General features: G+C 68.9%; 18 protein-coding genes. 12 read left to right on the forward strand and 6 right to left on the reverse strand.

The genetic code is table 11. The features are described from left to right. The first annotated feature begins 92 nt into the window (after positions 1 to 92). Both AC50YC_RS14910 and AC50YC_RS14915 read left to right on the forward strand, forming a co-directional pair. Positions 93 to 1,562, forward strand: coding sequence for a glycosyltransferase family 87 protein (locus tag AC50YC_RS14910; protein WP_494952888.1), 1,470 nt, complete (start codon positions 93 to 95; stop codon positions 1,560 to 1,562). Beyond that, positions 1,555 to 2,994 carry a phytoene desaturase family protein gene (locus AC50YC_RS14915; RefSeq protein ID WP_494952889.1) on the forward strand — a complete coding sequence of 480 codons (1,440 nt, stop codon included), beginning with the start codon at positions 1,555 to 1,557 and terminating at the stop codon, positions 2,992 to 2,994. The genes AC50YC_RS14910 and AC50YC_RS14915 overlap by 8 nt, the downstream gene beginning before the upstream one ends. A 26-nt stretch (positions 2,995 to 3,020) precedes the next feature. On the opposite strand, the gene AC50YC_RS14920 is transcribed toward AC50YC_RS14915, so the two are convergent. Continuing rightward, positions 3,021 to 3,722, reverse strand: a complete 702-nt coding sequence (locus AC50YC_RS14920) for an ABC transporter ATP-binding protein (protein ID WP_494952890.1) — start codon at positions 3,720 to 3,722, stop codon at positions 3,021 to 3,023. Positions 3,723 to 3,769: 47 nt separating this feature from the next. Next, positions 3,770 to 4,864 (reverse strand): ABC transporter permease, encoded by a 1,095-nt coding sequence (locus AC50YC_RS14925; protein WP_494952891.1) that lies wholly within the window; start codon positions 4,862 to 4,864, stop codon positions 3,770 to 3,772. Positions 4,865 to 5,050: 186 nt separating this feature from the next. Between AC50YC_RS14925 and AC50YC_RS14930 the strand changes: the two genes are divergently transcribed. The 4 genes from AC50YC_RS14930 (at position 5,051) to AC50YC_RS14945 (ending at position 10,853) form a co-directional block, all read left to right on the forward strand. After that, positions 5,051 to 6,385 (forward strand): sensor histidine kinase, encoded by a 1,335-nt coding sequence (locus tag AC50YC_RS14930; RefSeq protein ID WP_494952892.1) that lies wholly within the window; start codon positions 5,051 to 5,053, stop codon positions 6,383 to 6,385. Beyond that, complete coding sequence (locus AC50YC_RS14935) at positions 6,382 to 7,038, forward strand: response regulator (protein ID WP_494952893.1); 657 nt, start codon at positions 6,382 to 6,384, stop codon at positions 7,036 to 7,038. Before AC50YC_RS14930 ends, AC50YC_RS14935 begins: the two co-directional genes overlap by 4 nt. A gap of 87 nt (positions 7,039 to 7,125) precedes the next feature. Then, positions 7,126 to 9,123 (forward strand): penicillin-binding transpeptidase domain-containing protein, encoded by a 1,998-nt coding sequence (locus tag AC50YC_RS14940; protein WP_494952894.1) that lies wholly within the window; start codon positions 7,126 to 7,128, stop codon positions 9,121 to 9,123. Between the two features lie 47 nt (positions 9,124 to 9,170). Beyond that, positions 9,171 to 10,853 carry an ABC-F family ATP-binding cassette domain-containing protein gene (locus AC50YC_RS14945; protein ID WP_494952895.1) on the forward strand — a complete coding sequence of 561 codons (1,683 nt, stop codon included), beginning with the start codon at positions 9,171 to 9,173 and terminating at the stop codon, positions 10,851 to 10,853. Positions 10,854 to 10,953: 100 nt separating this feature from the next. Here the strand turns inward: AC50YC_RS14945 and AC50YC_RS14950 are convergent, their stop codons facing one another. Further along, positions 10,954 to 11,658 (reverse strand): GntR family transcriptional regulator, encoded by a 705-nt coding sequence (locus AC50YC_RS14950; RefSeq protein WP_494952896.1) that lies wholly within the window; start codon positions 11,656 to 11,658, stop codon positions 10,954 to 10,956. A gap of 133 nt (positions 11,659 to 11,791) precedes the next feature. Here AC50YC_RS14950 and AC50YC_RS14955 point away from each other — a divergent pair, with 133 nt between their 5' ends. Continuing rightward, a complete protein-coding gene (locus tag AC50YC_RS14955; RefSeq protein ID WP_494952897.1) occupies positions 11,792 to 13,534 on the forward strand; it encodes an L-lactate permease in 1,743 nt (580 codons plus the stop codon). Next, a complete protein-coding gene (locus tag AC50YC_RS14960; RefSeq protein ID WP_494952898.1) occupies positions 13,534 to 16,359 on the forward strand; it encodes an FAD-binding and (Fe-S)-binding domain-containing protein in 2,826 nt (941 codons plus the stop codon). The genes AC50YC_RS14955 and AC50YC_RS14960 overlap by 1 nt, the downstream gene beginning before the upstream one ends. Here the strand turns inward: AC50YC_RS14960 and AC50YC_RS14965 are convergent, their stop codons facing one another. Beyond that, a complete protein-coding gene (locus AC50YC_RS14965) occupies positions 16,360 to 16,704 on the reverse strand; it encodes a toxin-antitoxin system YwqK family antitoxin (RefSeq protein ID WP_494952899.1) in 345 nt (114 codons plus the stop codon). A gap of 61 nt (positions 16,705 to 16,765) precedes the next feature. On the opposite strand from AC50YC_RS14965, the gene AC50YC_RS14970 reads away from it, so the two are divergent. Next, complete coding sequence (locus AC50YC_RS14970) at positions 16,766 to 17,539, forward strand: DeoR/GlpR family DNA-binding transcription regulator (protein ID WP_494952900.1); 774 nt, start codon at positions 16,766 to 16,768, stop codon at positions 17,537 to 17,539. Continuing rightward, positions 17,536 to 18,723 (forward strand): MFS transporter, encoded by a 1,188-nt coding sequence (locus AC50YC_RS14975; protein ID WP_494952901.1) that lies wholly within the window; start codon positions 17,536 to 17,538, stop codon positions 18,721 to 18,723. Before AC50YC_RS14970 ends, AC50YC_RS14975 begins: the two co-directional genes overlap by 4 nt. On the opposite strand, the gene AC50YC_RS14980 is transcribed toward AC50YC_RS14975, so the two are convergent. Both AC50YC_RS14980 and AC50YC_RS14985 read right to left on the reverse strand, forming a co-directional pair. Then, the gene (locus AC50YC_RS14980) at positions 18,659 to 19,141 is read right to left on the reverse strand and encodes a phosphatase PAP2 family protein (protein WP_494952902.1); all 483 of its coding nucleotides are present in this window, start codon (positions 19,139 to 19,141) and stop codon (positions 18,659 to 18,661) included. The two genes, AC50YC_RS14975 and AC50YC_RS14980, sit on opposite strands and share 65 nt — an antisense overlap. A gap of 75 nt (positions 19,142 to 19,216) precedes the next feature. Further along, positions 19,217 to 19,372 (reverse strand): hypothetical protein, encoded by a 156-nt coding sequence (locus AC50YC_RS14985; RefSeq protein ID WP_494952903.1) that lies wholly within the window; start codon positions 19,370 to 19,372, stop codon positions 19,217 to 19,219. Between the two features lie 115 nt (positions 19,373 to 19,487). Here AC50YC_RS14985 and AC50YC_RS14990 point away from each other — a divergent pair, with 115 nt between their 5' ends. Then, complete coding sequence (locus tag AC50YC_RS14990) at positions 19,488 to 20,984, forward strand: bifunctional phosphatase PAP2/diacylglycerol kinase family protein (protein WP_494952904.1); 1,497 nt, start codon at positions 19,488 to 19,490, stop codon at positions 20,982 to 20,984. A 130-nt stretch (positions 20,985 to 21,114) separates the two neighbouring features. Further along, on the forward strand, positions 21,115 to 22,059 hold the full coding sequence (locus AC50YC_RS14995; RefSeq protein WP_494952905.1) for an ABC transporter ATP-binding protein: 945 nt from the start codon (positions 21,115 to 21,117) through the stop codon (positions 22,057 to 22,059). The last annotated feature ends 2 nt before the right edge of the window (positions 22,060 to 22,061 follow it).

Raw genomic sequence — 22,061 nt, forward strand, 5'->3', positions numbered from 1 at the left:
GCTCTTCCTTTTAAGCTCCTGTTTTGAGCACTCTCTAACGACAGGCCCGGCGCAGCACGGGCACCCGCAGCCGCCCCGGTAAGCTCGGGGACATGCAGGAGACAAAGCCGCCGGAACACCGCAGACGTGTCCGACTGGTCATCCCGAGCCGCAGCGACCCCCTGCTGAGGAACTTCACGGAACTGATCGGTGGACCCATGGGCCGCCGCTCTGCCCCCGGCGTCGTCTCCCCCGGATTTTTCACCGTGGAACGCGTCCTGATCCTGCTCACCGTGCTGGCTGCCGTGATCGGCATCCTGCTCAAGTCTTACTGCCGCAACACCGGCTGGGAAACCCCGGGGCAGTTCTATGCGACCTGCTATTCGGACTTTTCGGAACTGTTCAAGAACCGCGGCCTCGGCGACGGTGCCTTCCCCTTCATCACGCAGGGGACGTTCTTCGAATACCCCGTGCTTATGGGCTTCATCGCCGGCGCCACGGCCCTGCTAGTCCCCGGCGAGGGCGTCTCGGCCGGCCGCATCCTGGCCTACTTCGACATCAATGCCGCCCTGATCCTGGCCGTCTGGATCGTCACGGTACTCGCCACAGCACGGATGGCCCGCCGCCGGCCGTGGGACGCCGCCATGGTGGCAGTGGCCCCCGGCATCATCCTGGCCGGCACCATCAACTGGGACATGTGGGCGGTTGGGCTGCTGGCCCTTGGCATGTACTGCTTCTCCCGGAACAAACTCGTGCTCGCCGGGATCTTCATCGGGCTGGGCACCGCAACCAAGCTCTACCCGGTCCTGATCCTTGGCGCGGTTTTGCTCCTGGCCCTGCGCACCGGGAGGATCCGGGCGATCCTGGTTACCGCTGCCGCCGCCGCCGCCGCGTGGCTGGCCGTCAACGTCCCGGTCGCCGCCGTCAACCCCGAAGGCTGGAAATACTTTTACCAGTTCACCGAGGACCGGCCCGCCGGCTACAGCTCGCCCTGGTTTGCCTACAACCTCGTGGCCGGCCGGCTGGGCTGGCTCCCCCTGCAGCCCGAGTCCATCAACACCCTCGCCTTGAACCTCTTTGTGCTGGCCTGTGTGCTGATCGGGGCGCTGGCACTGGCCGCGCCCCGGCGGCCCCGGCTCGCGCAGCTCGTCTTCCTGATCGTGGCCGCGTTCATCCTGACCAACAAGGTCTACTCACCCCAGTTCGTCATCTGGCTTATCCCGCTGCTTGCCCTGGCACGGCCGCGCTGGCGCGACTTCCTGATCTGGCAGACCTTCGAGGCTCTGCATTGGGCGGCCGTCTGGATGTACCTGGGGCAGGTGACGAGCGGCGGCGTCTCCCAGCACAATATTGATATGCCCTACTACGTCCTCGCCGTGGTCTTCCACATGATCGCCACCGGTTACCTGATGATGCGGGTGGCCTGGGAAATCTGGGACCCCAGCCATGACGTGATCCGCCGGTACGGGATGGATGATCCGCAAGGCGGTCCGTTCGAAGGCGTCCCGGACCGGCTGCGGGTGGACCTGCTGCGCCCCGCGGCGTCAGTGCTGCCCTGGCGGAAGGTGCCCGCGGATGCCTGATGTCGCCGTCGTCGGATCAGGACCGAACGGGCTCGCCGCGGCGGTGACCCTCGCCCGCGCCGGACTGAAGGTGCACGTCTACGAGGCGGCGCCCACCCCGGGCGGCGGGCTGCGCACCGCGGAACTCATGGAACCCGGCCACTTTCACGATGTCTGCTCGGCCGTGCACCCGATGGCCCTTGCCTCGCCGTTCTTCCGGCAGTTCGAGCTGTCCCGGCGGATCCGGCTTGAGGTTCCCGAGGTCTCCTACGGCACACCGCTCGATGGCGGCCGGGCGGCGCTGGCGTACCGCTCACTCGAGCGCACGGTTGCCGGCCTGGGGCGCGATGGCGCCGCCTTTGGAAAGCTGATGGCCCCGCTCGTGCAGCGCGCCGAAGGCATCACGGACCTGACGCTGAACCAGCTCCTGCGGATCCCGCGCGACCCGGTGGCGGCCGCCCTGTTCGGTGCAAGGGTCCTGGAGCAGGGCTCGCCGCTGTGGGGGCTGAGGTTCCGGGAGGAGCTGGCGCCGGCGCTGCTGACCGGGGTCGCCGCGCACGCGGTGGGGCGACTCCCTTCCCCCGCTCCCGCCGGGGCGGGCCTCATGCTGGGGACCCTGGCGCACACGGTCGGTTGGCCGGTTCCGATGGGCGGCTCCGCGGCAATCGCGCAGGCCATGGTGGCTGACATTGAAGCGCACGGCGGGGCGGTGGAAACCGGGGCACGGATCGGATCCCTGGCGGAGCTGCCCCCGGTCCGCGCCACACTGCTGGACGTGGCGCCGCCCGGATTGCTGCGACTGGCGGAAGGCAGGCTCCCGGAGCGGTACCGCCGTGCCCTGGAGGCGTACCGGTTCGGAAACGCGGCCTGCAAGGTCGATTTCATCCTTTCCGGGCCGGTCCCGTGGGCGGCGCCCGGACTGGCCGACGCCGGAACGGTCCACGTGGGCGGCACCCGTGCGGAGATGGCCGAGGCGGAAAACCTCGTCGCGGCGGGGCGGCATCCGGAACGGCCCTATGTCCTGGCCTCCCAGCCTTCGGGCTTCGACGCCGGACGAGCACCCGCGGGCCGGCATATTCTGTGGAGCTACTGCCACGTGCCGGCCGGTTCCAGCGTGGACATGGCTGAGGCCGTGACGGCCCAGCTGGAGCGCTTCGCGCCCGGATTCCGCGACCTTGTCCTCGGCCATCACGTCACGACGGCGGCCGAGCTGGGCGTGTACAACGAGAACTACGTCGGCGGGGACTTCAGCGCTGGTCTGATGGACCTCCGCGGGCTCATCCGGCGGCCCGTCCTGGGCCCGGTCCCCTGGCGCACCCCGATGCGCGGCGTGTACCTCTGTTCCTCCTCCACGCCGCCGGGGCCGGGAGTGACCGGAATGCCGGGATTCCACGCCGCCAAATATGCCCTGAAGGACATATTTGGCCTCGCGGTGCCATCCCTCCGGCTTTAGGGCGTCCAGCGCCCCGGGCCAGAGCCTCAGGCCAGGGCAGGACTGACCGGCTGCAGGGCGGAGAGCAAGCCGTCGCGCATGCTCGCGACCGTGTCCGTCAGCGGGACGAAACCGGTGTCATGGGTGACCATCACGCTCGCCACCCCGAACTCGTCCGTGACCTGGCGCAGCAGCCGTACAATCGCCTCGCTGCGTTCATGGTCCAGGGCGGCTGTTGGTTCATCCACCAGGAGCACGGCGGGGTCCCCCATCAGGGCACGGGCAATGTTGACCCGCTGCCTCTGGCCTCCGGAGAGCTGGTGTGGCCGTTTCCCGGCTGCCGGGCCCAGGCCAACGAGGTCCAGGAGTGCGGCGGCGCGGTGCGTGGCCTCCCTCGCCGGCTTGCCGCGCAGGTGGTCCCTGATCACCAACTGCTCCAGAGCGGTCAGGGATGGCAGCAGGTTCGGCTGCTGGAAGATGATGCCGATCCGGTCCCGGCGTAGTGATGTGCGCTCCGCCTCGGACAGTCCACCGGCGTCGATTCCGCCGATGACGACGAGACCTGCGGTGGGCCTCACGAGGGTGGCGGCGACGGCCAGCAGGGACGACTTACCCGACCCGGAGGGTCCCACCAGGGACAGGAATTCCCCCGCGGCGACCTTGAGGTTGACGTTGTCGAGCGCTTTGAGGGTGCCGTCGCCGTCGGGGTATTCCAGGGTGACGTTGACGAGGTTCAGGGCGGTATTCACGGTGTATGCCTTTCAAGGAATGTTCTAGGTCCGGGTGCAGTGCAGGGTTAATTGCCGCCGAGGGCCAGGAGCGGATCCACCCGGGTGATGCTGCGGACCGCCAGGGCTGCGCCGGCCAGTCCGAGCACCACGATGCCCGCTACCGGAAGCACGATGGTCTGCGGGGTCAGCAGGACCGGGGCAGCCCCGGCGGCGAGGACTCCGCCGGCCACACCGGCGGCACCCCCGGTCGCAGCCCCGGCGAGTAGTACGATCGCCGCCTGGACCATGGCGTCCTTGAGGACGTAGCCGGAGGATCCGCCGAGGGCCTTGAGGACCGCGATATCCCGGGTGCGCTGCACCGTCCACACCGTCAGGAATGCCACGATGACCAGGGCCGAGATGCCGTACAGGAAGGCCTGCATGAGCAGCAGGGAGCCATTTTCGCTTTTGTAGGATCCCAGGGCCTGGAACGATCCGTCCCGGGTGGTGCTCACGGTCCCGGCCGCTGCGTTGGCGGCATCGGCGTCGAGCGTCTGCCCGTCCTCGGAGGTGACGGCGATGACGGTCGCTGCGGCTTCAGTGCCAGCGATGCGGGCCAGCGTCCGCCAGTCGGCGAGGGTGGTCCAGACGACTCCGGTGTGGGAGTACCACTGGTCCGGGACGACGGCGGAGACAGTGAGTTCGGTTCCGCCCACCGTGGCGGGGCTGCCGGCCCGCAGATCGAGTTCCTCGGCCAGGCTGCTGCCGACCACGACCGTTCCCTCGGCCACAGGGGCTGGAGCCAGGCCGGTGCCGTCGGTCCCGAACACTGCCACGCTGGCCGTGCCGGTCGGGCTGCCCGCGGGGCCAACCGCCTGGAACCGGCTCTGGCTGATGCCCAGCAGTTCGGCGTGCGCCACGCCCTCCCGGGCAGCCCACGCCGACCATTGCCCGCGGGTGACCTCGGACTCGGTGAACGACGCCTTGGCACTGTCTCCGGCGGGAGCCCCGAAGACAATCTGGTCCGCGGGCAGTGCAGCGAGGGCCGACGTCGACTGGTTGCCCAGCCCCGCGGTGAGTCCGGACAGCAGCACGAGCAGCAGGGTGATGAGCGCGACGACTCCGCCCATCAGAACAAAGCGTCCTTTGGCGAAGCGGAGGTCGCGGAGAGCGAGATACATGGGAGTCCTTTTCGAGGGGTTGTGGCCTTGTTCCAAGCCTTCCGCTGCGAAGCGCCGCCGGCATCGCCTGCGTGGTTGAGGCTGCGGGCCGGAGTGGTTGACCCGCGGGTCAACCAAAAGGTTGATAGTGGCCCGGCGGCGGCCATTTCCACCGGAACCGGACCGGCACGGCATTACGCTGAAGTCATGGATGACAAGGCCCGCAGCGGCCCGGCAGAGACCACCACAGCCGACACGCCGGATGCCGCGGTGATCCTGCGTGTCCTGCGGGTGTGCCTGCACACTGGCTTCGCCGTCCTGCTGCTCGTCGCCCTGGTCCGGCTGCTCGGCACGGGGCTGCAGGGCACCAACTGGCTCATCCTGGGCCTCGCGCTGGTTCTCGCCGCCGTCTACGTGCTGGGCACCGTCCTGGAGAAACGCCACGCCACGGATCCGTCCCGGTTCGATCCCCGGCCGTATTCGCAGCTGTGGCTGGGGACCGTCTGCCTGCTCTGGCTGCTGTTGATCTGGGCCAGCGCCGACTTCGTGTGGCTGGCGTTCCCGCTCTTCTTCCTGCAGCTGCACGTGTTGCCGCTGCGGCTGGCGCTGCCGGCGATCGCGCTGAGCACCGTGCTGGTTATCGTGGCGCTCTGGTTCCACAACACTGGCGCGGGCGGCGGCGCCCTGCAGTTGCCGATGGTGCTGGGACCGGCGTTCGGGGCTGCCTTTGCGGTGGTCACCGGGCTGGCGTACCGGGCGCTGTATCTGGAGGCCGAAAAACAGCGGCTCGCCGCCGAGGAGCTGCGCCGCACCCGTGCCGAACTTGCCCGCAGCCAGCACGACGCCGGCACGCTGGCCGAACGGGCACGGCTGGCCCGCGAAATCCACGACACCCTGGCCCAGGGCTTCTCCAGCATCGTGCTGATGGGCCGTTCGGCGGAAAAGTCCCTCGATGACGGGGACACCGCCACGGCCCGGGACCGGCTCCGGACGGTCCAGGAGACTGCCTCGGCCAATCTTGCCGAGGCCCGCAGCTTCGTCCGCGGCCTGCAGCCTCCCGTCCTGGCGGAGAATCCGGCGGGGAGCCCGCCGGAGGATCCGCTGGTGAACAGCCTGCGCCGGCTCTGCGAAAAGACTGAAACCGAGGCAGCCGCCCGCGGCACCAAGCTGCGCTGCCGCTTCGACCTTGAGGGCACCCCGTTGGACCTGCCCAATCCGTACCGCACCACCCTGCTGCGGGCCGCGCAGGCAAGCCTCGCGAACGTGTGGGTGCACGCCAAGGCGGACACCGCCGTCGTGACCCTGTCCTTCCTGGGCAGCGAAGTGGCGATGGATATCTATGACGACGGCGCGGGCTTCGACCCCTCCGCGGTCACGGACCCCGCAGGGCGCCCCGACGGCTCGGGCTACGGGCTGAGATCGCTCCAGGACCGGGTCTCGGCCCTGGCCGGCAGCCTGGACATCGAGTCCGCCCCCGGCGAAGGCACGGTGGTGGCCATCCGGCTCCCGCTAGGGGACCCCCGGGCGGGGAGTGAGTCGTGAAGGATATCCGCGTCCTGCTGGTCGACGACCACCCGGTGGTCCGGGCCGGCCTGAGGGCCATGCTGAGCGATTTCGAGGGCATCACCGTCGTCGCCGAAGCGGCCGACGGCGGCGCGGCCCTCGCAGAGCTCTCCCGGCTCCACATCCTCGGCGAGCCGGCCGACGTCGTCCTGATGGATCTGCAGATGGGGACCGGCATGGACGGTGTCACGGCGACCGGCAGGATCAAAGCGGGCGAGGCCGGCCAGCCGGCCCCGCCCGTGCTCATCCTCACCACCTATGACTCCGACGCCGATATCCTTGCGGCGGTGGAAGCCGGAGCGAGCGGCTACATGCTCAAGGACGCCCCGCCGGAACAGATCCGCCAGGCGGTGCTCTCCGCCGCCGCCGGCCAGACCGCGCTGGCTCCCGAGGTGGCCGCACGGCTGATGGGGCGGATCCGCAATCCCGAACCCGTCCTGTCCACGCGCGAAATCCAGCTGCTGGAGCTGCTTGCCACCGGCCTGGGCAACCGGGCCATCGCCAAACAGCTGTTCATCTCCGAGGCAACGGTCAAAACCCACCTCGTGCACATCTACGGCAAGCTCGGGGTGGACAACCGCACGGCCGCGATCTCCGTGGCCGCGCAGCGCAGGATCATCCGGCGCTTCTGAGCCCGGACGGCGCCGTCGCGGTCCCTTCCCGGTTGGAGTCCCTCCCGTGACAAGGAATTTGTCTGCGGCCCGGGGCATAATGGCGCGGTGGGGAAAATATCAAAACTTTCAGCTGTCCTTGTTGGTCTCATTCTCGGCGCCTCGCTGGTGTCCTGCGACGACGGCAGAGCCGGCGCACAGGACGCGGCGGAGCAGCTTGCGTCCGCTGTCGCTGCGCTCGACGTCGGCTCCGTCGCCTTTGAGGGCAAGGATTCCGGCGAGGCCAATGAGCAGCTCAACGAGGTGTTCAAGGCGCTGGACCCGGTCAAACCCGCGGTGGAAAGCGGCGAGCTGACGCTCGACAAGGACACCGCCGCGGTCCCGCTGAGCTACAGCTGGAAGATCGGCTCCGGTGAGTGGAAGTACACCACCTCCGCCGAGCTGAAGAAGTCCGGCGATAAATGGCTGGCCGTCTGGAACCCGGCCACCCTGGTCCCCGGGCTGGCCGAGGGTGAGATTCTCGGCACCTCCTCCGATTCCCCGCAGCGGGCCGACATCCTGGGCGCCGGTGACGCCCAGCTGGTCACCTACCGGCCGGTAGTGAACGTCGGCATCGACAAACCCCTGCTGGCCTCCGCCGATCCGGCGGCGTCAGCCACCCAACTCGCCCAGCTGGTGGGCGTGGACCCCGCGGCCTACACCCAACAGGTCCAGGCGGCCGGTCCCGAGGCCTTCGTCACCGCCATTACGCTGCGCGAGGACGGCCGGACCATTACCGACGATCAAATCGCCGCGATTCCAGGGGCCCGGGCCATCGCGGACTCTGTTCCGCTCGCTCCCACCCGCGGTTTTGCCCGCGCCGTGCTGGGCACCGTCGGCGAGGCCAGCGCCGAGCAGATCGAAAAGTCGGACGGAGCCCTCCGGGCCGGGGACACCACGGGCACCGGCGGTCTGCAGCAGCAGTACGACGCCCAACTGCGCGGCACCAGCGGCACCCAGGTCTTCGCCCAGACGGCAGGTCTCACCGCGGAACAACGGCAAGGCCTGCCCAACGGCGGCCGCCGCGTCCTGTTCACCGTGCCGATGGAGCCCGGGACCCCGCTGAAAACAACCCTGGACCCGGCCCTCCAGCAGCTGGCCGAGGACATCCTGGGGAAGGTGGGCCCGGCGTCGGCCATCGTGGCGCTCCGGCCCTCCAGCGGTGCCGTCCTGGCCGCCGCCTCCGGCCCGGGCAGCAACGGCTACGACACCGCGCTGCTGGGCCAGTACGCCCCCGGATCCATCTTCAAGATCGTGGACTCCCTGGCCATGATCCGCAACGGCATGACCCCGGAGTCCACTGTGGAGTGCCCCGCCACCCTGACCGTCGACGGCCGGACCTTCAAGAACGCCGAGGGCTACCCGGCTTCCTCGCTGGGATCCGTGACCCTGCGCGACGCCTTCGCGCACTCGTGCAACACCGCGTTCATCAACGCCCGCGACACCGTCAGCCAGGCCCAGCTGGAAGCCGCGGCCACCTCGCTCGGCGTCGCCGTGGAAGCGCCGACCCTGGGGGCCGGCGCGTTCCTGGGCTCGGTTCCGGGCGAGGCCACCGGCACCGAACATGCCGCCTCGATGATCGGCCAGGGCAAAGTGCTCGTATCCCCGCTGGCCGCGGCCATCATGGCGGGCTCGGTCGCCAAGGGTGAGCCCGTGTCGCCGCAGCTCGTGCTGAACCCCGGCGCCGAGGCGGCGGCAGCGCCCGGCGCAGCAGCGTCCCCGTCGGCCGGTGCCACGGCGTCCGGTTCCGGTCCGGCGTCGTCCGCCCCGGCCCCGGCAAAGACCTCGGGCACCCCGGTCACCGCAGCAGAGGCCGCCGCCCTGGCGGACATGATGCGCGCTGTGGTCACCTCCGGGCACACCGGCTTCCTCGCCTCCGTCCCGGGTGCCCCGGTGGCGGCGAAGACCGGAACTGCCGAGTTCGGCAGCGACGACCCGCCCAAGACCCACGCGTGGATCGTGGCCGTGCACGGGGACCTGGCGGTGGCCGTGTTCGTTGAGGAGGGCGGCCTCGGCGCCACCGTCTCCGGCCCGCTGCTGAAGGAGTTCCTCACCGCCGCGGGCTGATAGCTGCCGCCGGCGGGCGGCAACTGCGGCCGTGGGAGGATGGAAGTGTGGCTCATATTGACGTTTCCAACATCGATTACTTCCTCTCCGACGGCACCCAGCTGCTCAACGGCGTGACCTTTAAGGTCCCGGACGGGACCAAAACGGCGCTGATCGGACCCAACGGAGCCGGCAAGACGACGCTGTTCCGGATCATCTCCGGCGACCTCGTCGCCGACGAAGGCGTGATCGGGCGGTCCGGCAACATGGGCATCATGCGCCAGTTTGTCGGCCAGGTCCGGGACGAATCCACCGTCCGTGACCTCCTCGTCTCCGCGGCACCGCCGGCCCTCGCCGCCGCCGCCCGCGCCGTGGACGAAGCGGAACTGGCCATGGTGGAGCACGACGACGAGCCCACCCAGATGGCCTACGCCCAGGCCATCGTGGACTGGGGCGACGCCGGCGGGTACGACGTCGAGACCGTCTGGGACGAAGTCTGCATGGCCGCGCTCGGCCTGCCGTTTGACCGCGCGCAGCACCGTCCGGCGTCGAGCCTCTCCGGAGGGGAACAGAAGCGGCTGGTGCTCGAGGCGCTCTTCGCCGGCCCCGATGAGCTGCTGCTTCTGGACGAGCCGGACAACTACCTCGACGTCCCGGGCAAGCGCTGGCTTGAGGCCAAACTCAACGAGTCGAAAAAGACCGTGTTCTTCATCAGCCACGACCGCGAACTGCTGAACAATGCCGCGGGCCGCATCGTTACCCTCGAACCGGGCATCAACGGCGCCGGGGCCTGGATCCACGGCGGCGGCTTCGGCTCCTACGTGGAGGCCCGCGCGGACCGGAACGCCCGCTTCGAGGAGCTCCGGAAGCGCTGGGACGAGGAGCACGTGAAGCTCAAGGAACTCGTCAACATGTACAAGAACAAAGCCGCGTTCCGCTCCGACATGGCCAACCGGTACCACGCCGCGCAGACCCGCCTCGCGAAGTTCCTCGAAGCCGGCCCGCCCGAGGCGCTGCCGATCGAGCAGAACGTGCAGATGCGGCTCAAGGGCGGCCGCACCGCCAAGCGCGCCATCGTGGCCGAAAAGCTGGAACTCACCGGACTGATGAAGCCCTTCTCCACCGAGGTCTGGTTCGGCGACCGCGTCGGCGTGCTCGGCTCCAACGGCTCCGGCAAAAGCCACTTCCTGCGCCTGCTCGCCACGGGGGGCACCGACCCGGAACGGGAGCACCTTCCGGTGTCCGACGTCGACATCGCCGAAGTCCCGCACGAGGGCACCGTGAAACTCGGGGCCCGCATCCGGCCCGGTTTCTTTGCCCAGACCCATGTCCGGCCCGATCTGCTGGGCAAAACGCTGCTGGAAATCCTGCACCGCGGCGACGAACACCGCTCGGGGCTGGGCCGCGAGGCCGCCGCCGGCGCGCTCGACGGGTACGGCCTGGCGTCGCAGTCGGAGCAGAAGTACGAATCGCTCTCCGGCGGGCAGCAGGCCCGGTTCCAGATCCTGCTGCTGCAGCTCTCCGGCGCCACCCTGCTGCTGCTCGACGAGCCCACGGACAACCTGGACCTGCACTCGGCCGAGGCGCTGGAACGGGCCATTGACCACTTCGAGGGAACGGTCCTGGCCGTCACCCACGACCGCTGGTTCGCCCGGACCTTCGACCGGTTCCTGATTTTCGGCTCCGACGGCAGGGTCTACGAATCGGCCGAGCCCGTCTGGGACGAAAAGCGCGTCGAGCGCGCCCGCTGACCCGCACCGCCGGCCAACAACAACGCTGGGTCACCTGGCGCCCATTCCCGAGGGATTTATGGCCGCCAAGTGACCCCGCGCTGCTGTGCGCGTTCGCCCGTTACTCCGGCAGCAGCCCGGAAGGCTGCTTGGCCTCCGGGCCGGGGGTTCCTCCCATGGCGGCGACCAGCCGTTCCCGGGCACGTCCCAGGTGTTCGTCGAGCACTTCGGCCGCGGCCTCGCCCTGGCCGGCCTCGATCAGTTCGAGGATTTTCTGGTGTTCGGCCTGGATCAGCGCGGTGTCCAGCAGATGCAGGGACTGGATCCGGACCATGCAGAGCCGCACCTCGCCCACCAGCGAGCGGTACATCCTGGAGATACGTTCATTGCCCACGGCATCGATCAGGCTGGTGTGGAACCGCATGTCCGGTTCGACGACGTCGAGCGGAGCGCCGCTCTGCACCGCCGCGATGTCGCGGTTGGCCTGCACCGCCGCTGCCGGCACGTCCCTGGTGCGGGCGAGCCGGCGGAGCACTTCGCTTTCCAGGTACGCGCGGGCCAGGTAAATGTCCCGCACCGAGTCAGGCCCGAGTTCGACCACCCGGGCGGTTTTGTGGGTCCCCCGGTCCAGAAGCCCCTCCGCCACGAGTTTCTCGATCGCGGCCTTCGCCGTGGGCCGCGCCACGTCGTAGGAGGACGCCACCTCTGACTCCGTCAGGGCATCCCCGGAGCCAAGCTCACCGGCGAAGATCCGGCTCCGCAGGTCCGAGGCGACCGCGTCCACGATCGAGACTGCTGCTATGCGCCCGGCCACCGGAGCTCCCATCCTGCCAAGAATTTCTTGATCCACACCCAATCTTGCCAGACAAGACAACAAGTATCTCTTGACGATCATGTGTACTTGTAAGACAATCGAAGGGCGCCACGGTGTTGTGACGCCTAACACAATCTGGAGACACATGTTTCAGCAGATCCTCGACCCCATAGCCGGGTCCCTAGTCATTTCCGCCCTTTGCGCGGCGTTGCCCCTAGTCCTGCTCTTCGTGCTGCTGGGCGTCTTCAAGGTCAAGGCCCCCGTGGCTGCCCTGGCCGGCCTGGCCCTGTCGCTCGTGCTGGCCATCGTGGGCTGGCAGATGCCGGTGAACCAGGCGTTGAGCGCCACCGCGGCCGGTATGTTCTACGGCCTGTTCCCGATTCTGTGGATTCTGGTCAACGCGCTGTGGATCTACCGGCTCACCGTGGCCACCGCGTGGTTCGAAGTGCTGGGACGCACCATCCGGTCCATCTCGAACGACCTGAGAATCCTGTCCATCCTGATCGCCTTCTGTTTCGGTGCCCTGCTGGAGTCGCTGGCCGGCTTCGGCGCCCCGGTGGCGATTTCCGCCGCCATGCTGATGGCTGCCGGCATGAAACCGCTCAAATCCGCGGTGGTCTCGCTGCTGGCCAATACCGCTCCCGTGGCATTCGGCGCGATGGCCGCACCCATCATCGCCCTGAACGGTGTCACGGGCCTGCCGCTGCAGGATCTGTCCTCCATGGCCGGACGCCAGACGCCGTTCATCGCCCTGATCGTTCCGCTGCTGCTGGTGTTCATCGTCGACGGCCGGCGCGGCGTGAAGCAGACCTGGCCCGTGGCCCTGGTGGCCGGCGTCGCCTTCGGCGTGGCCCAGTTTGTCACCTCCAACTACTTCGCCGTCGAACTCACCGATGTTGTCGCCGCCGTTGTGACAGTGGCCGCCGTGCTGCTGATGCTGAAGGTCTGGCAGCCGAAGGAAATCGTGGGGGTCGAAGGTGCTGTCGAGGGCGCCCCGGAAGCTGCCCACGCCACTGTCGCCGTGGCGACCGGCTCCCGTGATGGCGGATCCGGCGCCGGCGCCGGATCCGCTACGACCGGCGCCGGATCCGCCGCAGCCGTGCCCGGCGCGGGAACCACGGTGCCGACCGACAACTCCCGGCCCGAACCCCGGCAGATCTGGATGGCGATCGCTCCCTACCTGATCATCATCGCGGTGTTCTCGGTGGCACAGCTCCCGTTCGTCAAGACCTGGCTGAGCCAGGTCGGCAGCGTGACGTTCGCCTGGCCCGGCCTGGACATCACCGATTCGGCCGGCAAGCCGGTCGCGGCCACCAAGTTCAAGCTCGACCACCTCAAGGCGACCGGCACCCTGCTGCTGTTCTCCGGGCTGCTCACCATGGTGCTCTACAAGGTCACCGCCTCGCAGGGCCTGCGCGTCTACCGGGACACCCTGGTCCAGCTGCGCTGGACGATCGTCACCGTCACCGCCGTCCTGGGCCTGTCGTTCGTGATGAACCTCTCCGGCCAGACCACCACCCTGGGATTCGCGCTGGCCTCCGCGGGCGGCTTCTTCGCGATCCTCTCGCCACTGATCGGATGGATCGGCGTCGCCCTTACCGGCTCCGACACGTCCTCCAACTCCCTGTTCGGCCAGATGCAGGCCACCGCGGCGGAGCAGACGGGCCTGTCTCCGGTGCTGATGGCCGCCTCCAACTCCTCCGCCGGTGTGATGGGCAAGATGCTGTCCCTGCAGAACCTGGCCGTTGCCGCCGCTGCCGTGGGCCTTGACGGCGCGGAGGGGACCCTGTTCCGCAAGCTGATCGGCTGGAGCCTGGGCCTGCTGGCGCTCATCACCGTGCTGATCTTCCTGCAGTCCACCCCGGTACTGGGCTGGATGGTCCCCTGATGGCTCCCCTGGACCTGGCAGCCCTCCGCTCGGCGGTGCACGACCCCGCCCAGGTGAAGACCCGAGCCATCGACCTGCACGCAAACGCCCATGATGCCTCGCATTTCCTGCTGATCCCGCAGGCTGTCGTCACGGCCGGGAGCGCTGCCGAGGTCGGCGGGCTGCTGCGCGCCAGCGCCGCCCAGGGCGTCCCGCTGACCTTCCGATCCGGCGGGACCAGTCTGAGCGGCCAGGCGGTCACCGACGGTGTGCTGGTGGATGTCCGCCGCAACTTCAGGGACATCGAGGTGCTCGACGACGGCGCGCGGGTCCGTGTCCAGCCCGGCGTCACCGTGCGGGCACTCAATGCGAGACTAGCCCGCTACGGCCGGAAATTCGGCCCCGATCCGGCGAGTGAGGCGGCGTGCACGGTCGGCGGCGTCGTTGCCAACAACTCCTCCGGCATGAACTGCGGCACCGTGGACAACACTTACCGCACCCTGGAGTCGCTGACCGTGGTGCTGCCCTCCGGCACGGTCATCGACACCGGGGCGCCGGATGCCGACCAGAAACTCCGTGCCCTCGAGCCGGAACTCTACGAAGGACTGGCCCGGCTGGCCGATCGGGTACGGAACAACGCGGACTCCGTGCACAGGATCCGGCAGCAGTTCGCGATGAAAAACACCATGGGCTACGGGCTGAACTCCCTGTTGGATTTCCAGAGCCCGGTGGACATCATGGCCCACCTGATCGTCGGCAGCGAGGGCACCCTGGGTTTCGTGGCCGAGGCGGTTTTCCGCACCATCCCGCGGCTTCAGCACGCGGCCGCGGGCCTGCTGGTGTTCCCGGACCTTGAGGCCGCCAACGCGGCCCTGCCCGCCCTCGTGGAAACAGGAGCCGCCACTGTTGAGCTGATGGATGCCTTGTCGCTCAAGGTGGGCCAGGCACTCAAGGGAACACCCGCCGTCGTACAGGACCTGATGGTCCGGGACCATGCGGCCCTGCTCGTGGAGTATTCCGCCGGCAGTTCCGGGCAGCTGGCGGAACTCCAGGCCCACGGGGAGGGCATCCTCCCGGGCCTCGGGCTGGCCGCCCCCGCCCGGTTCACCGGCGACGCCCGGGAGCGCGGGCAGCTCTGGCAGTTGCGCAAGGGCCTCTACGCCTCAGTGGCTGGGGCGCGTCCCCAGGGCACCACCGCGCTGCTGGAAGACATTGTGGTTCCGGTCCCGGTGCTGGGCCGCACCTGCCGGGAACTGATCCGGCTCTTCGACAAATACAGCTACAGCAACAGCGTGATCTTCGGCCATGCGAAGGATGGCAACGTCCACTTCATGCTCACCGACGGCTTCGCCACCGCGGCCGAACTGGACCGCTACGGCGCCTTCACCGAAGACATGGTGGACCTGGTCCTGGCCGAGGGCGGATCCCTGAAGGCCGAGCACGGGACCGGGCGCGTTATGGCCCCGTACGTCCGCCGGCAATACGGCGATGAGCTCTACGACGTTATGCGCAGCATCAAACGGCTCTTCGACCCTGCGGCGATGCTCAACCCGGGCGTCCTGATGGACGAGGATCCGCTGGCGCATCTGCGGCACATCAAGACGGCGCCGCCTGTCGCCGAGGAAGTGGACCGCTGCGTCTCCTGTGGCTACTGCGAGCCGGTGTGCCCCAGCAAGGACATCACGCTCACTCCGCGGCAGCGGATCGTCACGCTGCGCGCCATCGAATCGGCCCGGCTGGCCGGGGACGCGGCGCTGGTCAAGGAACTGGAAAAGGACTACGAATACGAGTCCGTGGACACCTGCGCCGTGGACGGGATGTGCCAGACCGCCTGCCCGGTGGACATCAACACCGGATCGCTCGTGAAACGCCTGCGGAAGGCCGACGCCGGTCCGCTCGCCAACGGTGCATGGAACGCCGCCGCCAAGCACTGGGAAGGCGTCACCCGGGGGGCTTCGCTGGCGCTGACGGTCGTCGACAAGCTCCCGGCCGCCGCCATCGCCCCGCCCAACAAGGCCGCGCGGGCGGTGCTCGGTACAGACACCGTGCCGCTGTATTCCGCCGAGCTGCCGGGCGGCGGTTCCGTGCGGAAGCGTCCGACGCCGGCGGGCGAGGTCGACGCTGTCTACTTCCCGGCCTGCGTCGGAACCATGTTCGGACCCGCCGGGGCCGGCGAGGGCAACGAGGGACACGGGGTCCAGTTCAGCTTCGAACAGCTCTGTGCCAGGGCCGGGCTCACCCTTCTCGTTCCGGACGGCATCGACGGCCTGTGCTGCGGCACCCCCTGGTCCTCCAAGGGCATGGCCGCCGGCCAGGAAACGATGCGGACGAAGACCCTGGCCGCTCTCCGGGTGGCCACCCGGGACGGCGAGCTTCCCATCATCTGCGACGCCTCCTCCTGCACCGAGGGCCTGCGCCAGGCCGTGGAGTCGGAGGTACCCGCGGCCGGGCAGCGTGCTCTGCGCATGGTGGACGCCGTGGACTTCGCCGCGGAGCGGATCCTGCCCCGGCTTCCAGACCACGGGAAGCTGGAGTCACTGGCCCTCCACCCCACCTGCTCCTCCACCCGGATGGGCCTCAACGACGCCCTCGGTGCGGTCGCCGGGGCCGTGGCCGAGCGGGTCGAGGTTCCGGAAAACTGGGGCTGCTGCGCGTTCGCCGGCGACCGGGGCATGCTGCACCCCGAACTGACGGCGTCGGCAACCGCGAAACAGGCCGCCGAGGTGGCCGACATGGGCGCTGCCGCGCACGCCTCGTGCAACCGGACGTGCGAACTGGGAATGACCCGGGCCACGGGCGCCCAGTACCGCCATGTGCTGGAGCTGCTGGAGGAAGTCACCCGCTAGCTATTTGAAGGTCTTGCGCTTCGTTTCGGTGCCGTCCGGGGCGTACGTGATCCATTCGCCGGTCTTCCGCCCGACGTCGAACACCCCCTCGTCCATCAGCTCGCCGGTGCTGTGCCACCGCTGCCAGAAACCGTCCTGCTGCCCGTCCCGGAACGCGCCCTTCTGCAGCAGCCCGCCGCCTTCCCGGTACCAGGCACAGTCGCCGTCGAGCTGTCCGTTCCGGTACCCCGCCTCGGCCTTGAGCTGGCCGTTCCGGAAGTAGAAGACCCAGCGTCCGTGGCGTTCACCGTCGAGGTACTCCCCGGCGCCCGAGACCTTGCCGTCCTGGAAAAGTTCTTCAGCCATGACGTCAGACTACATTCGCGCAAGAAATGATTAAATGATCACCCTCCGTTAGCATTTGTTCATGACCACTGAGGAGCGCCACCGCCGCATCGGCGAACTCCTGCGCCACCGGGAGCATGTGTCGGTGGACGAGCTCATGGCCGAATGTGGCGCCTCGGGCGCGACGATCCGGCGTGACCTGGACGTCCTGGCCCTCCACGGGGTTCTCCGCCGGGTCCACGGCGGGGCCCGGAGCCTGGTCCTCGGCGGCGAGAACCCCGAATACGGGCAACGCGAAATCGAGGACCACGCCGCCAAGATCCGGATCGCGGCCGGCGTCGCCGCCCTGCTTCAGGACCGCCGGCACGTCTGGCTGGACAGCGGCACCACGGCCACAGAGGTGGCCCGGCAGTTGCGGCACCGGGACATGACCCTGATGCCGATGTCGTTGCGGGCCGTCAACGCGCTGACCGACGGCGGCCCGGCTGCGGGCCGTCATCCCGAACTGCTGCTGCCCGGCGGCAGCCTGATCGCCGGTGAACTGTCCTTCCGCGGACCCATGACGGAATCCAACATCCGTTCGCTGCGCTTTGACACGGCCGTACTCACGCCCTGCGCGCTGAACCTCGGGGACGGGCTCCTGGCCCATGACCTGGAGGATGCGGCGGTGAAACGCGCCGGGCTGGAATCCGCGGGCAGGGTGATCGTCGCCTGCTCCGGCAGCAAATGGAACGCCAGCGCAGTCGCTCTCGTCGCGCCCCTGGATGCCGTGGATGTCCTGGTCACGGACAAACAGCTCAGTACCGAAGAACTTGCCCAGCTCACCCAACACTCGGTGGAAGTAGTGATCGTATGACCAAGACGGCAACCCGCCCGCAGCTCAACGCCGCAGCCGCGGCGACCTTCCTGATTTTCGGCATCAACGGACTCGTGTTCGCCAGCTGGGCCGCCCGCATCCCCGCGGTGACGGACATCCTGGACATCTCCTCGGGGCAGATGGGAACCCTGCTGCTGTGCGTGGCGGCGGGCTCCATGATCGCGCTGCCCACGGCCGGCCACGTCGTGGGCCGGATCGGGACGGCCAATGCGGTGCGGGCCGCCGGGCTTGTCGCTGCCGGGGCCGGCGTCGGTGTGGCCCTGGCATTGCTGGCCGAGTCCATCCCCGGGACCGCCGTCGCGCTGTTCTTCTTCGGCATGGGCATCGGACTCTGGGACGTGTCCCAGAACATCGAGGGCGCCGACGTCGAACACCAGCTCGGGCGCACCATCATGCCGCAGTTCCACGCCGCCTTCAGCGGGGGTGCGTTCCTGGGCGCCCTGATCGGCGCCGGCCTGGCGGGCCTCGGCATCGGGCTCCCGGCGCACCTGCTGGTGATCGCCGCCATCGTGGCCGTCGTGACCCTGGCCGCGCCGCGCTACTTCCTGCCGCACATCCCGGCCCCCGTGCCGGTGGCCGGGGAAACCGGGGAACCCAAGGGCAGCTCGGCCTGGCGGGACGGACGGACGCTGCTGATCGGCGTCGTGGTGCTGGGCGCGACGCTCACCGAAGGCGCCGGCAACGACTGGATCGCAAAAGCCGCCGTGGACGGCCTGGACGCCACGGAATCGACCGGGGCACTGCTGTTCGCGGCGTTTGTCCTTGCCATGACCGCGGTGCGCTTCTTCGGCGGCCGGGCGATCGACGCCTACGGCCGGGTGCCGGTGCTCCGTGCCAGCATGGCTGCCGCCGCCGCAGGGCTCGGGCTCTTCGTCCTGGCCGGTGACATCTGGATGGCTACGGCCGGCGCGGTGCTCTGGGGGGCGGGGGCTGCCCTCGCGTTCCCGATGGGGATGTCGGCCGCGGCCGACGATCCGAAACACGCGGCCGCCCGCGTGTCAGTGGTCTCCACGATCGGGTACGTCGCGTTCCTGGCCGGCCCGCCGCTGCTGGGCTACCTCGGTGACCTGATCGGAATCCGGCTGGCCCTGCTGGCCATCATGATCCCGATCCTGGGTGCGCTTCTGCTCGCCGGCGCCGCGAAGCCCTTGCGCGCCAGCTAAGAAGGCGGCGGGCGTCTCCATTCTCCTGAATGCATATGTCCTGGAAGAACAACCAAAGCAGGAGCACCACCGGTACGGTCAAACACACGCTGCCTACGGTGTCCACGAGCCAGTGGGCGGACAGATACGTGCGGCTGACCATCATTGCCAGCACCCCGAACCCCGCGAGCACCCCCGCCCAGGCGCGGCCCACCAGCAGGGCCAGCACCATCAGGAACGCCGCAGTGCTCGCCACGTGACCAGACGGGAAGGAGCCCGTGTCGGTCAGGACAACGGTGTTCTCCGGCCGGTCACGGAAAATGCCCGCCTTGAGGATCTGCGTGAAGATCAGGACGGCGATGCCGGCCGCAGCGGCGAAGAGGGCCGCCTGCGGGCGTCTCTTCAGCAGCAGGGCCGCGACGAGCAACCCGTGGAGCACCAGCACGCCCCGGTAGCCGGCCAGATTCAGGAAAACATTAAGGCCGTCCCAGAACGGACTGTGCAGCGACGTGATTCAGCCGGCCCAGCTTTCGTCCAGACCCTGGAACGGGGGCAGCCTCACGTCCGCCATCAGGGGACCAGCGAGGACTCCGCCCAGCGTCAGCAGGGCGGTACTCGCGGCCAGCACGCGGCCGGGGGGCAGCCGCTGAGGGTCCAGCACTCGGATCATCGCCTCATCCTAGCCAACCGACCGCCCGGGCGGGCTGGCGCTGCTGCCGCAGGACATTCGGCCGTCCCTTCCCTTCTGACGGCGTGCGGCCCGTAACCGGCAGTATGGTGGTCGAATGCGCAGCATGCTGAGGAGAGCGCCGAGCCGGCTGGGGAAACTCGACCGGAAGCTCGTACGCGCTGTGTCCGGCCTCCCCGGGGGCAATCATGACGACTTCTTCCGGCGGCTGTCCGCCGCGGCGAACAAGGGCAAGCTCTGGTTCGGCATCGCCGCCGTGATGGCATTCTTCCCCGGCAGGACGCGACGGGCCGCGCTCCACGGCGTGCTGGCGCAGGCCGTCGCTTCCGCGGTCACAAATCTCGGGTTCAAGACCCTGCTGCCGCGGGCCCGCCCGCTGCCGGAGCACCTTCCGGCCTTCAGGTTTGTCCATCCCCAACCCACAAGTTCCTCCATGCCCTCGGGCCACTCCGCCTCGGCCGTGGCGTTTGCCCTTGGCGCCGGTCTTGTGCGGCCGGCTCTCGGCACCGCGCTGGCCCCCCTCGCGGCGGGCGTCGCTTACTCCCGGGTGCACACCGGGGCCCACTGGCCCTCGGATGTGTTTTTCGGATCGGCGATCGGTGCGGGGGCTGCCCTCGTCACGCGGAAATGGTGGCCGGTTCGGCCGCCCATCCCCGAGCTCCGGCGGACTGCCGTGAAAGCCGCGGGGCTTCCGGACGGTGAGGGTCTGGGCATCGCGGTGAATACGCTGGGCGGCTCGTACGCGGAGGAGACAGTTGCGGCGCTGAAAAAGGTATTCCCCAAAGCGTATATAAAGGAGGTTGCCCAGGACGAGGACCTCACGGCGGAGATCGCCCGGGTAGCCAGCCAGCCCGGGGTGGTGGCCCTGGGCGTCTGGGGCGGTGACGGCACGGTCGGCACTGCGGCCGCGACCGCCGTCGAGCATTCCCTCCCGCTCCTGGTCCTGCCGGGCGGAACCCTCAACCACTTCGCCCGGGACGCCGGCACCCCCAACCTCACGGCCGCAGTCGAGGCCGCGTCCCGCGGTGAAGCGGCCCGGGCGGACGTCGGCCTGGTGTCCGTGGAGCGCGGACTACCCGCCAGCCCCGAACGGCTGCACCTGACGATGCTCAACACCGCGAGCATCGGCCTCTACCCGAACCTCGTCCGCCGGCGCGAACTGCTCCAGCCAGCCCTTGGGAAACCCCTGGCCGGCGTCGTCGCGATGCTGCGGACGTTTGCCGCCGGGTCGCCCACCACGCTGATCGTCGACGGGGTGCGGCACAAACTGTGGATCCTTTACATCGGCCGCGGACGGTATTACCCCCGCGACCACGCCCCGCTGATTCGCCCGGTCCTCGACGACGGCGTCTTCGACCTCCGAATGATCACCGCAGACGAATCCTTTGCCCGGCTCCGGCTGCTGTGGTCAGTGCTGACCGGAACCGTCGCCACCTCCCGGATCACCCACCTCAGCGAATCCAGCAGGATCCGGGTGGAACCCGGGGACACCACCATGGTCCTGGCGGTAGACGGGGAAGTAATGCCCGGGGTGCGCGGGGTCGAATTCTCGGTGACGCCCGGCGCCCTGACGTACTACTCGCCGGCATCCTGACGGCCGCACTGTCATCCTCCCGGACTACCCTGATTCGACCCTGAATCATCCCTGAGACCGGCGAATCCGGCCCTCCGTCTCGGTAGCGTGGTGTGTACACCACCCCACTGCTAGCCAAAGGAACGCTTCCATGATCGAAGCACGAGGCCTGACCAAGGTTTACGGCGAAAAAACCGCCGTCGCCGGAGTCAACTTCACCGTCGAAGCTGGCCGGGTCACCGGCTTCCTGGGCCCGAACGGAGCCGGCAAATCCACGACCATGCGCATGATCATGGGCCTGGACCGGCCGACGTCGGGCACCGTCACCGTCAACGGCACGCCGTTCGCCCGGCACGCCGCGCCGCTGCGCGACGTCGGAGCGCTGCTCGACGCCAAGGCCGTCCACACCAGCCGCTCCGCCTACAACCACCTGCTCGCGATGGCCGCCACGCACAGCATCCCCAAAAAACGCGTGCACGACGTCATCGAGATGACGGGGCTGGCCGATGTGGCCAAGAAAAAGGTCGGCGGATTCTCGCTCGGCATGGGGCAGCGGCTCGGGATCGCCGCGGCACTGCTCGGCGACCCGCAGACCGTCATCCTGGATGAGCCGGTCAACGGACTGGACCCGGAGGGCGTCATCTGGGTCCGCAATCTGGTCAAGTACCTCGCCTCCGAGGGACGCACAGTCTTCCTCTCCAGCCACCTGATGAGCGAGATGGCCGTCACCGCCGACCATCTGATCGTGATCGGCCGCGGCCGGATCATCGCCGATGCGCCGATTCAGGACATCATCACCGGAAAGGGGCAGATCCGCACACGCGTCCGCACCGACCAGCCGGACCTGCTGATGCACCTGCTCGCCGGCGACGGAATTTCCGTGGAACTGCAGGAGAACGAACTGCTTGAAGTCACGGGCCTGGATCCGCGCCAGATCGCCCGCGCGGCCCTCGACAGCCGCGTCATGATCTACGAACTCACCCCGCTTCAGGCCAGCCTCGAGGAGGCCTACATGGAACTGACCAAGGATGAGGTCGAATACCACTCACTGATCACCACGGGCGCTGCCGCCCCCGTCCCGACCGGAGGCAACTAAGC

The sequence above is a fragment of the Pseudarthrobacter sp. MDT1-56 genome (genome assembly GCF_059383555.1).

Bases quoted from the DNA above. Each gene is read 5' to 3' on its own strand.
- AC50YC_RS14910 (WP_494952888.1), top strand. From the start codon at position 93: ATGCAGGAGACAAAGCCGCCGGAACACCGCAGACGTGTCCGACTGGTC.
- AC50YC_RS14915 (WP_494952889.1), top strand. From the start codon at position 1,555: ATGCCTGATGTCGCCGTCGTCGGATCAGGACCGAACGGGCTCGCCGCG.
- AC50YC_RS14925 (WP_494952891.1), bottom strand. From the start codon at position 4,864: ATGTATCTCGCTCTCCGCGACCTCCGCTTCGCCAAAGGACGCTTTGTT.
- AC50YC_RS14930 (WP_494952892.1), top strand. From the start codon at position 5,051: ATGGATGACAAGGCCCGCAGCGGCCCGGCAGAGACCACCACAGCCGAC.
- AC50YC_RS14950 (WP_494952896.1), bottom strand. From the start codon at position 11,658: ATGGGAGCTCCGGTGGCCGGGCGCATAGCAGCAGTCTCGATCGTGGAC.
- AC50YC_RS14955 (WP_494952897.1), top strand. From the start codon at position 11,792: ATGTTTCAGCAGATCCTCGACCCCATAGCCGGGTCCCTAGTCATTTCC.
- AC50YC_RS14960 (WP_494952898.1), top strand. From the start codon at position 13,534: ATGGCTCCCCTGGACCTGGCAGCCCTCCGCTCGGCGGTGCACGACCCC.
- AC50YC_RS14965 (WP_494952899.1), bottom strand. From the start codon at position 16,704: ATGGCTGAAGAACTTTTCCAGGACGGCAAGGTCTCGGGCGCCGGGGAG.
- AC50YC_RS14970 (WP_494952900.1), top strand. From the start codon at position 16,766: ATGACCACTGAGGAGCGCCACCGCCGCATCGGCGAACTCCTGCGCCAC.
- AC50YC_RS14975 (WP_494952901.1), top strand. From the start codon at position 17,536: ATGACCAAGACGGCAACCCGCCCGCAGCTCAACGCCGCAGCCGCGGCG.
- AC50YC_RS14985 (WP_494952903.1), bottom strand. From the start codon at position 19,372: ATGATCCGAGTGCTGGACCCTCAGCGGCTGCCCCCCGGCCGCGTGCTG.
- AC50YC_RS14990 (WP_494952904.1), top strand. From the start codon at position 19,488: ATGCGCAGCATGCTGAGGAGAGCGCCGAGCCGGCTGGGGAAACTCGAC.
- AC50YC_RS14995 (WP_494952905.1), top strand. From the start codon at position 21,115: ATGATCGAAGCACGAGGCCTGACCAAGGTTTACGGCGAAAAAACCGCC.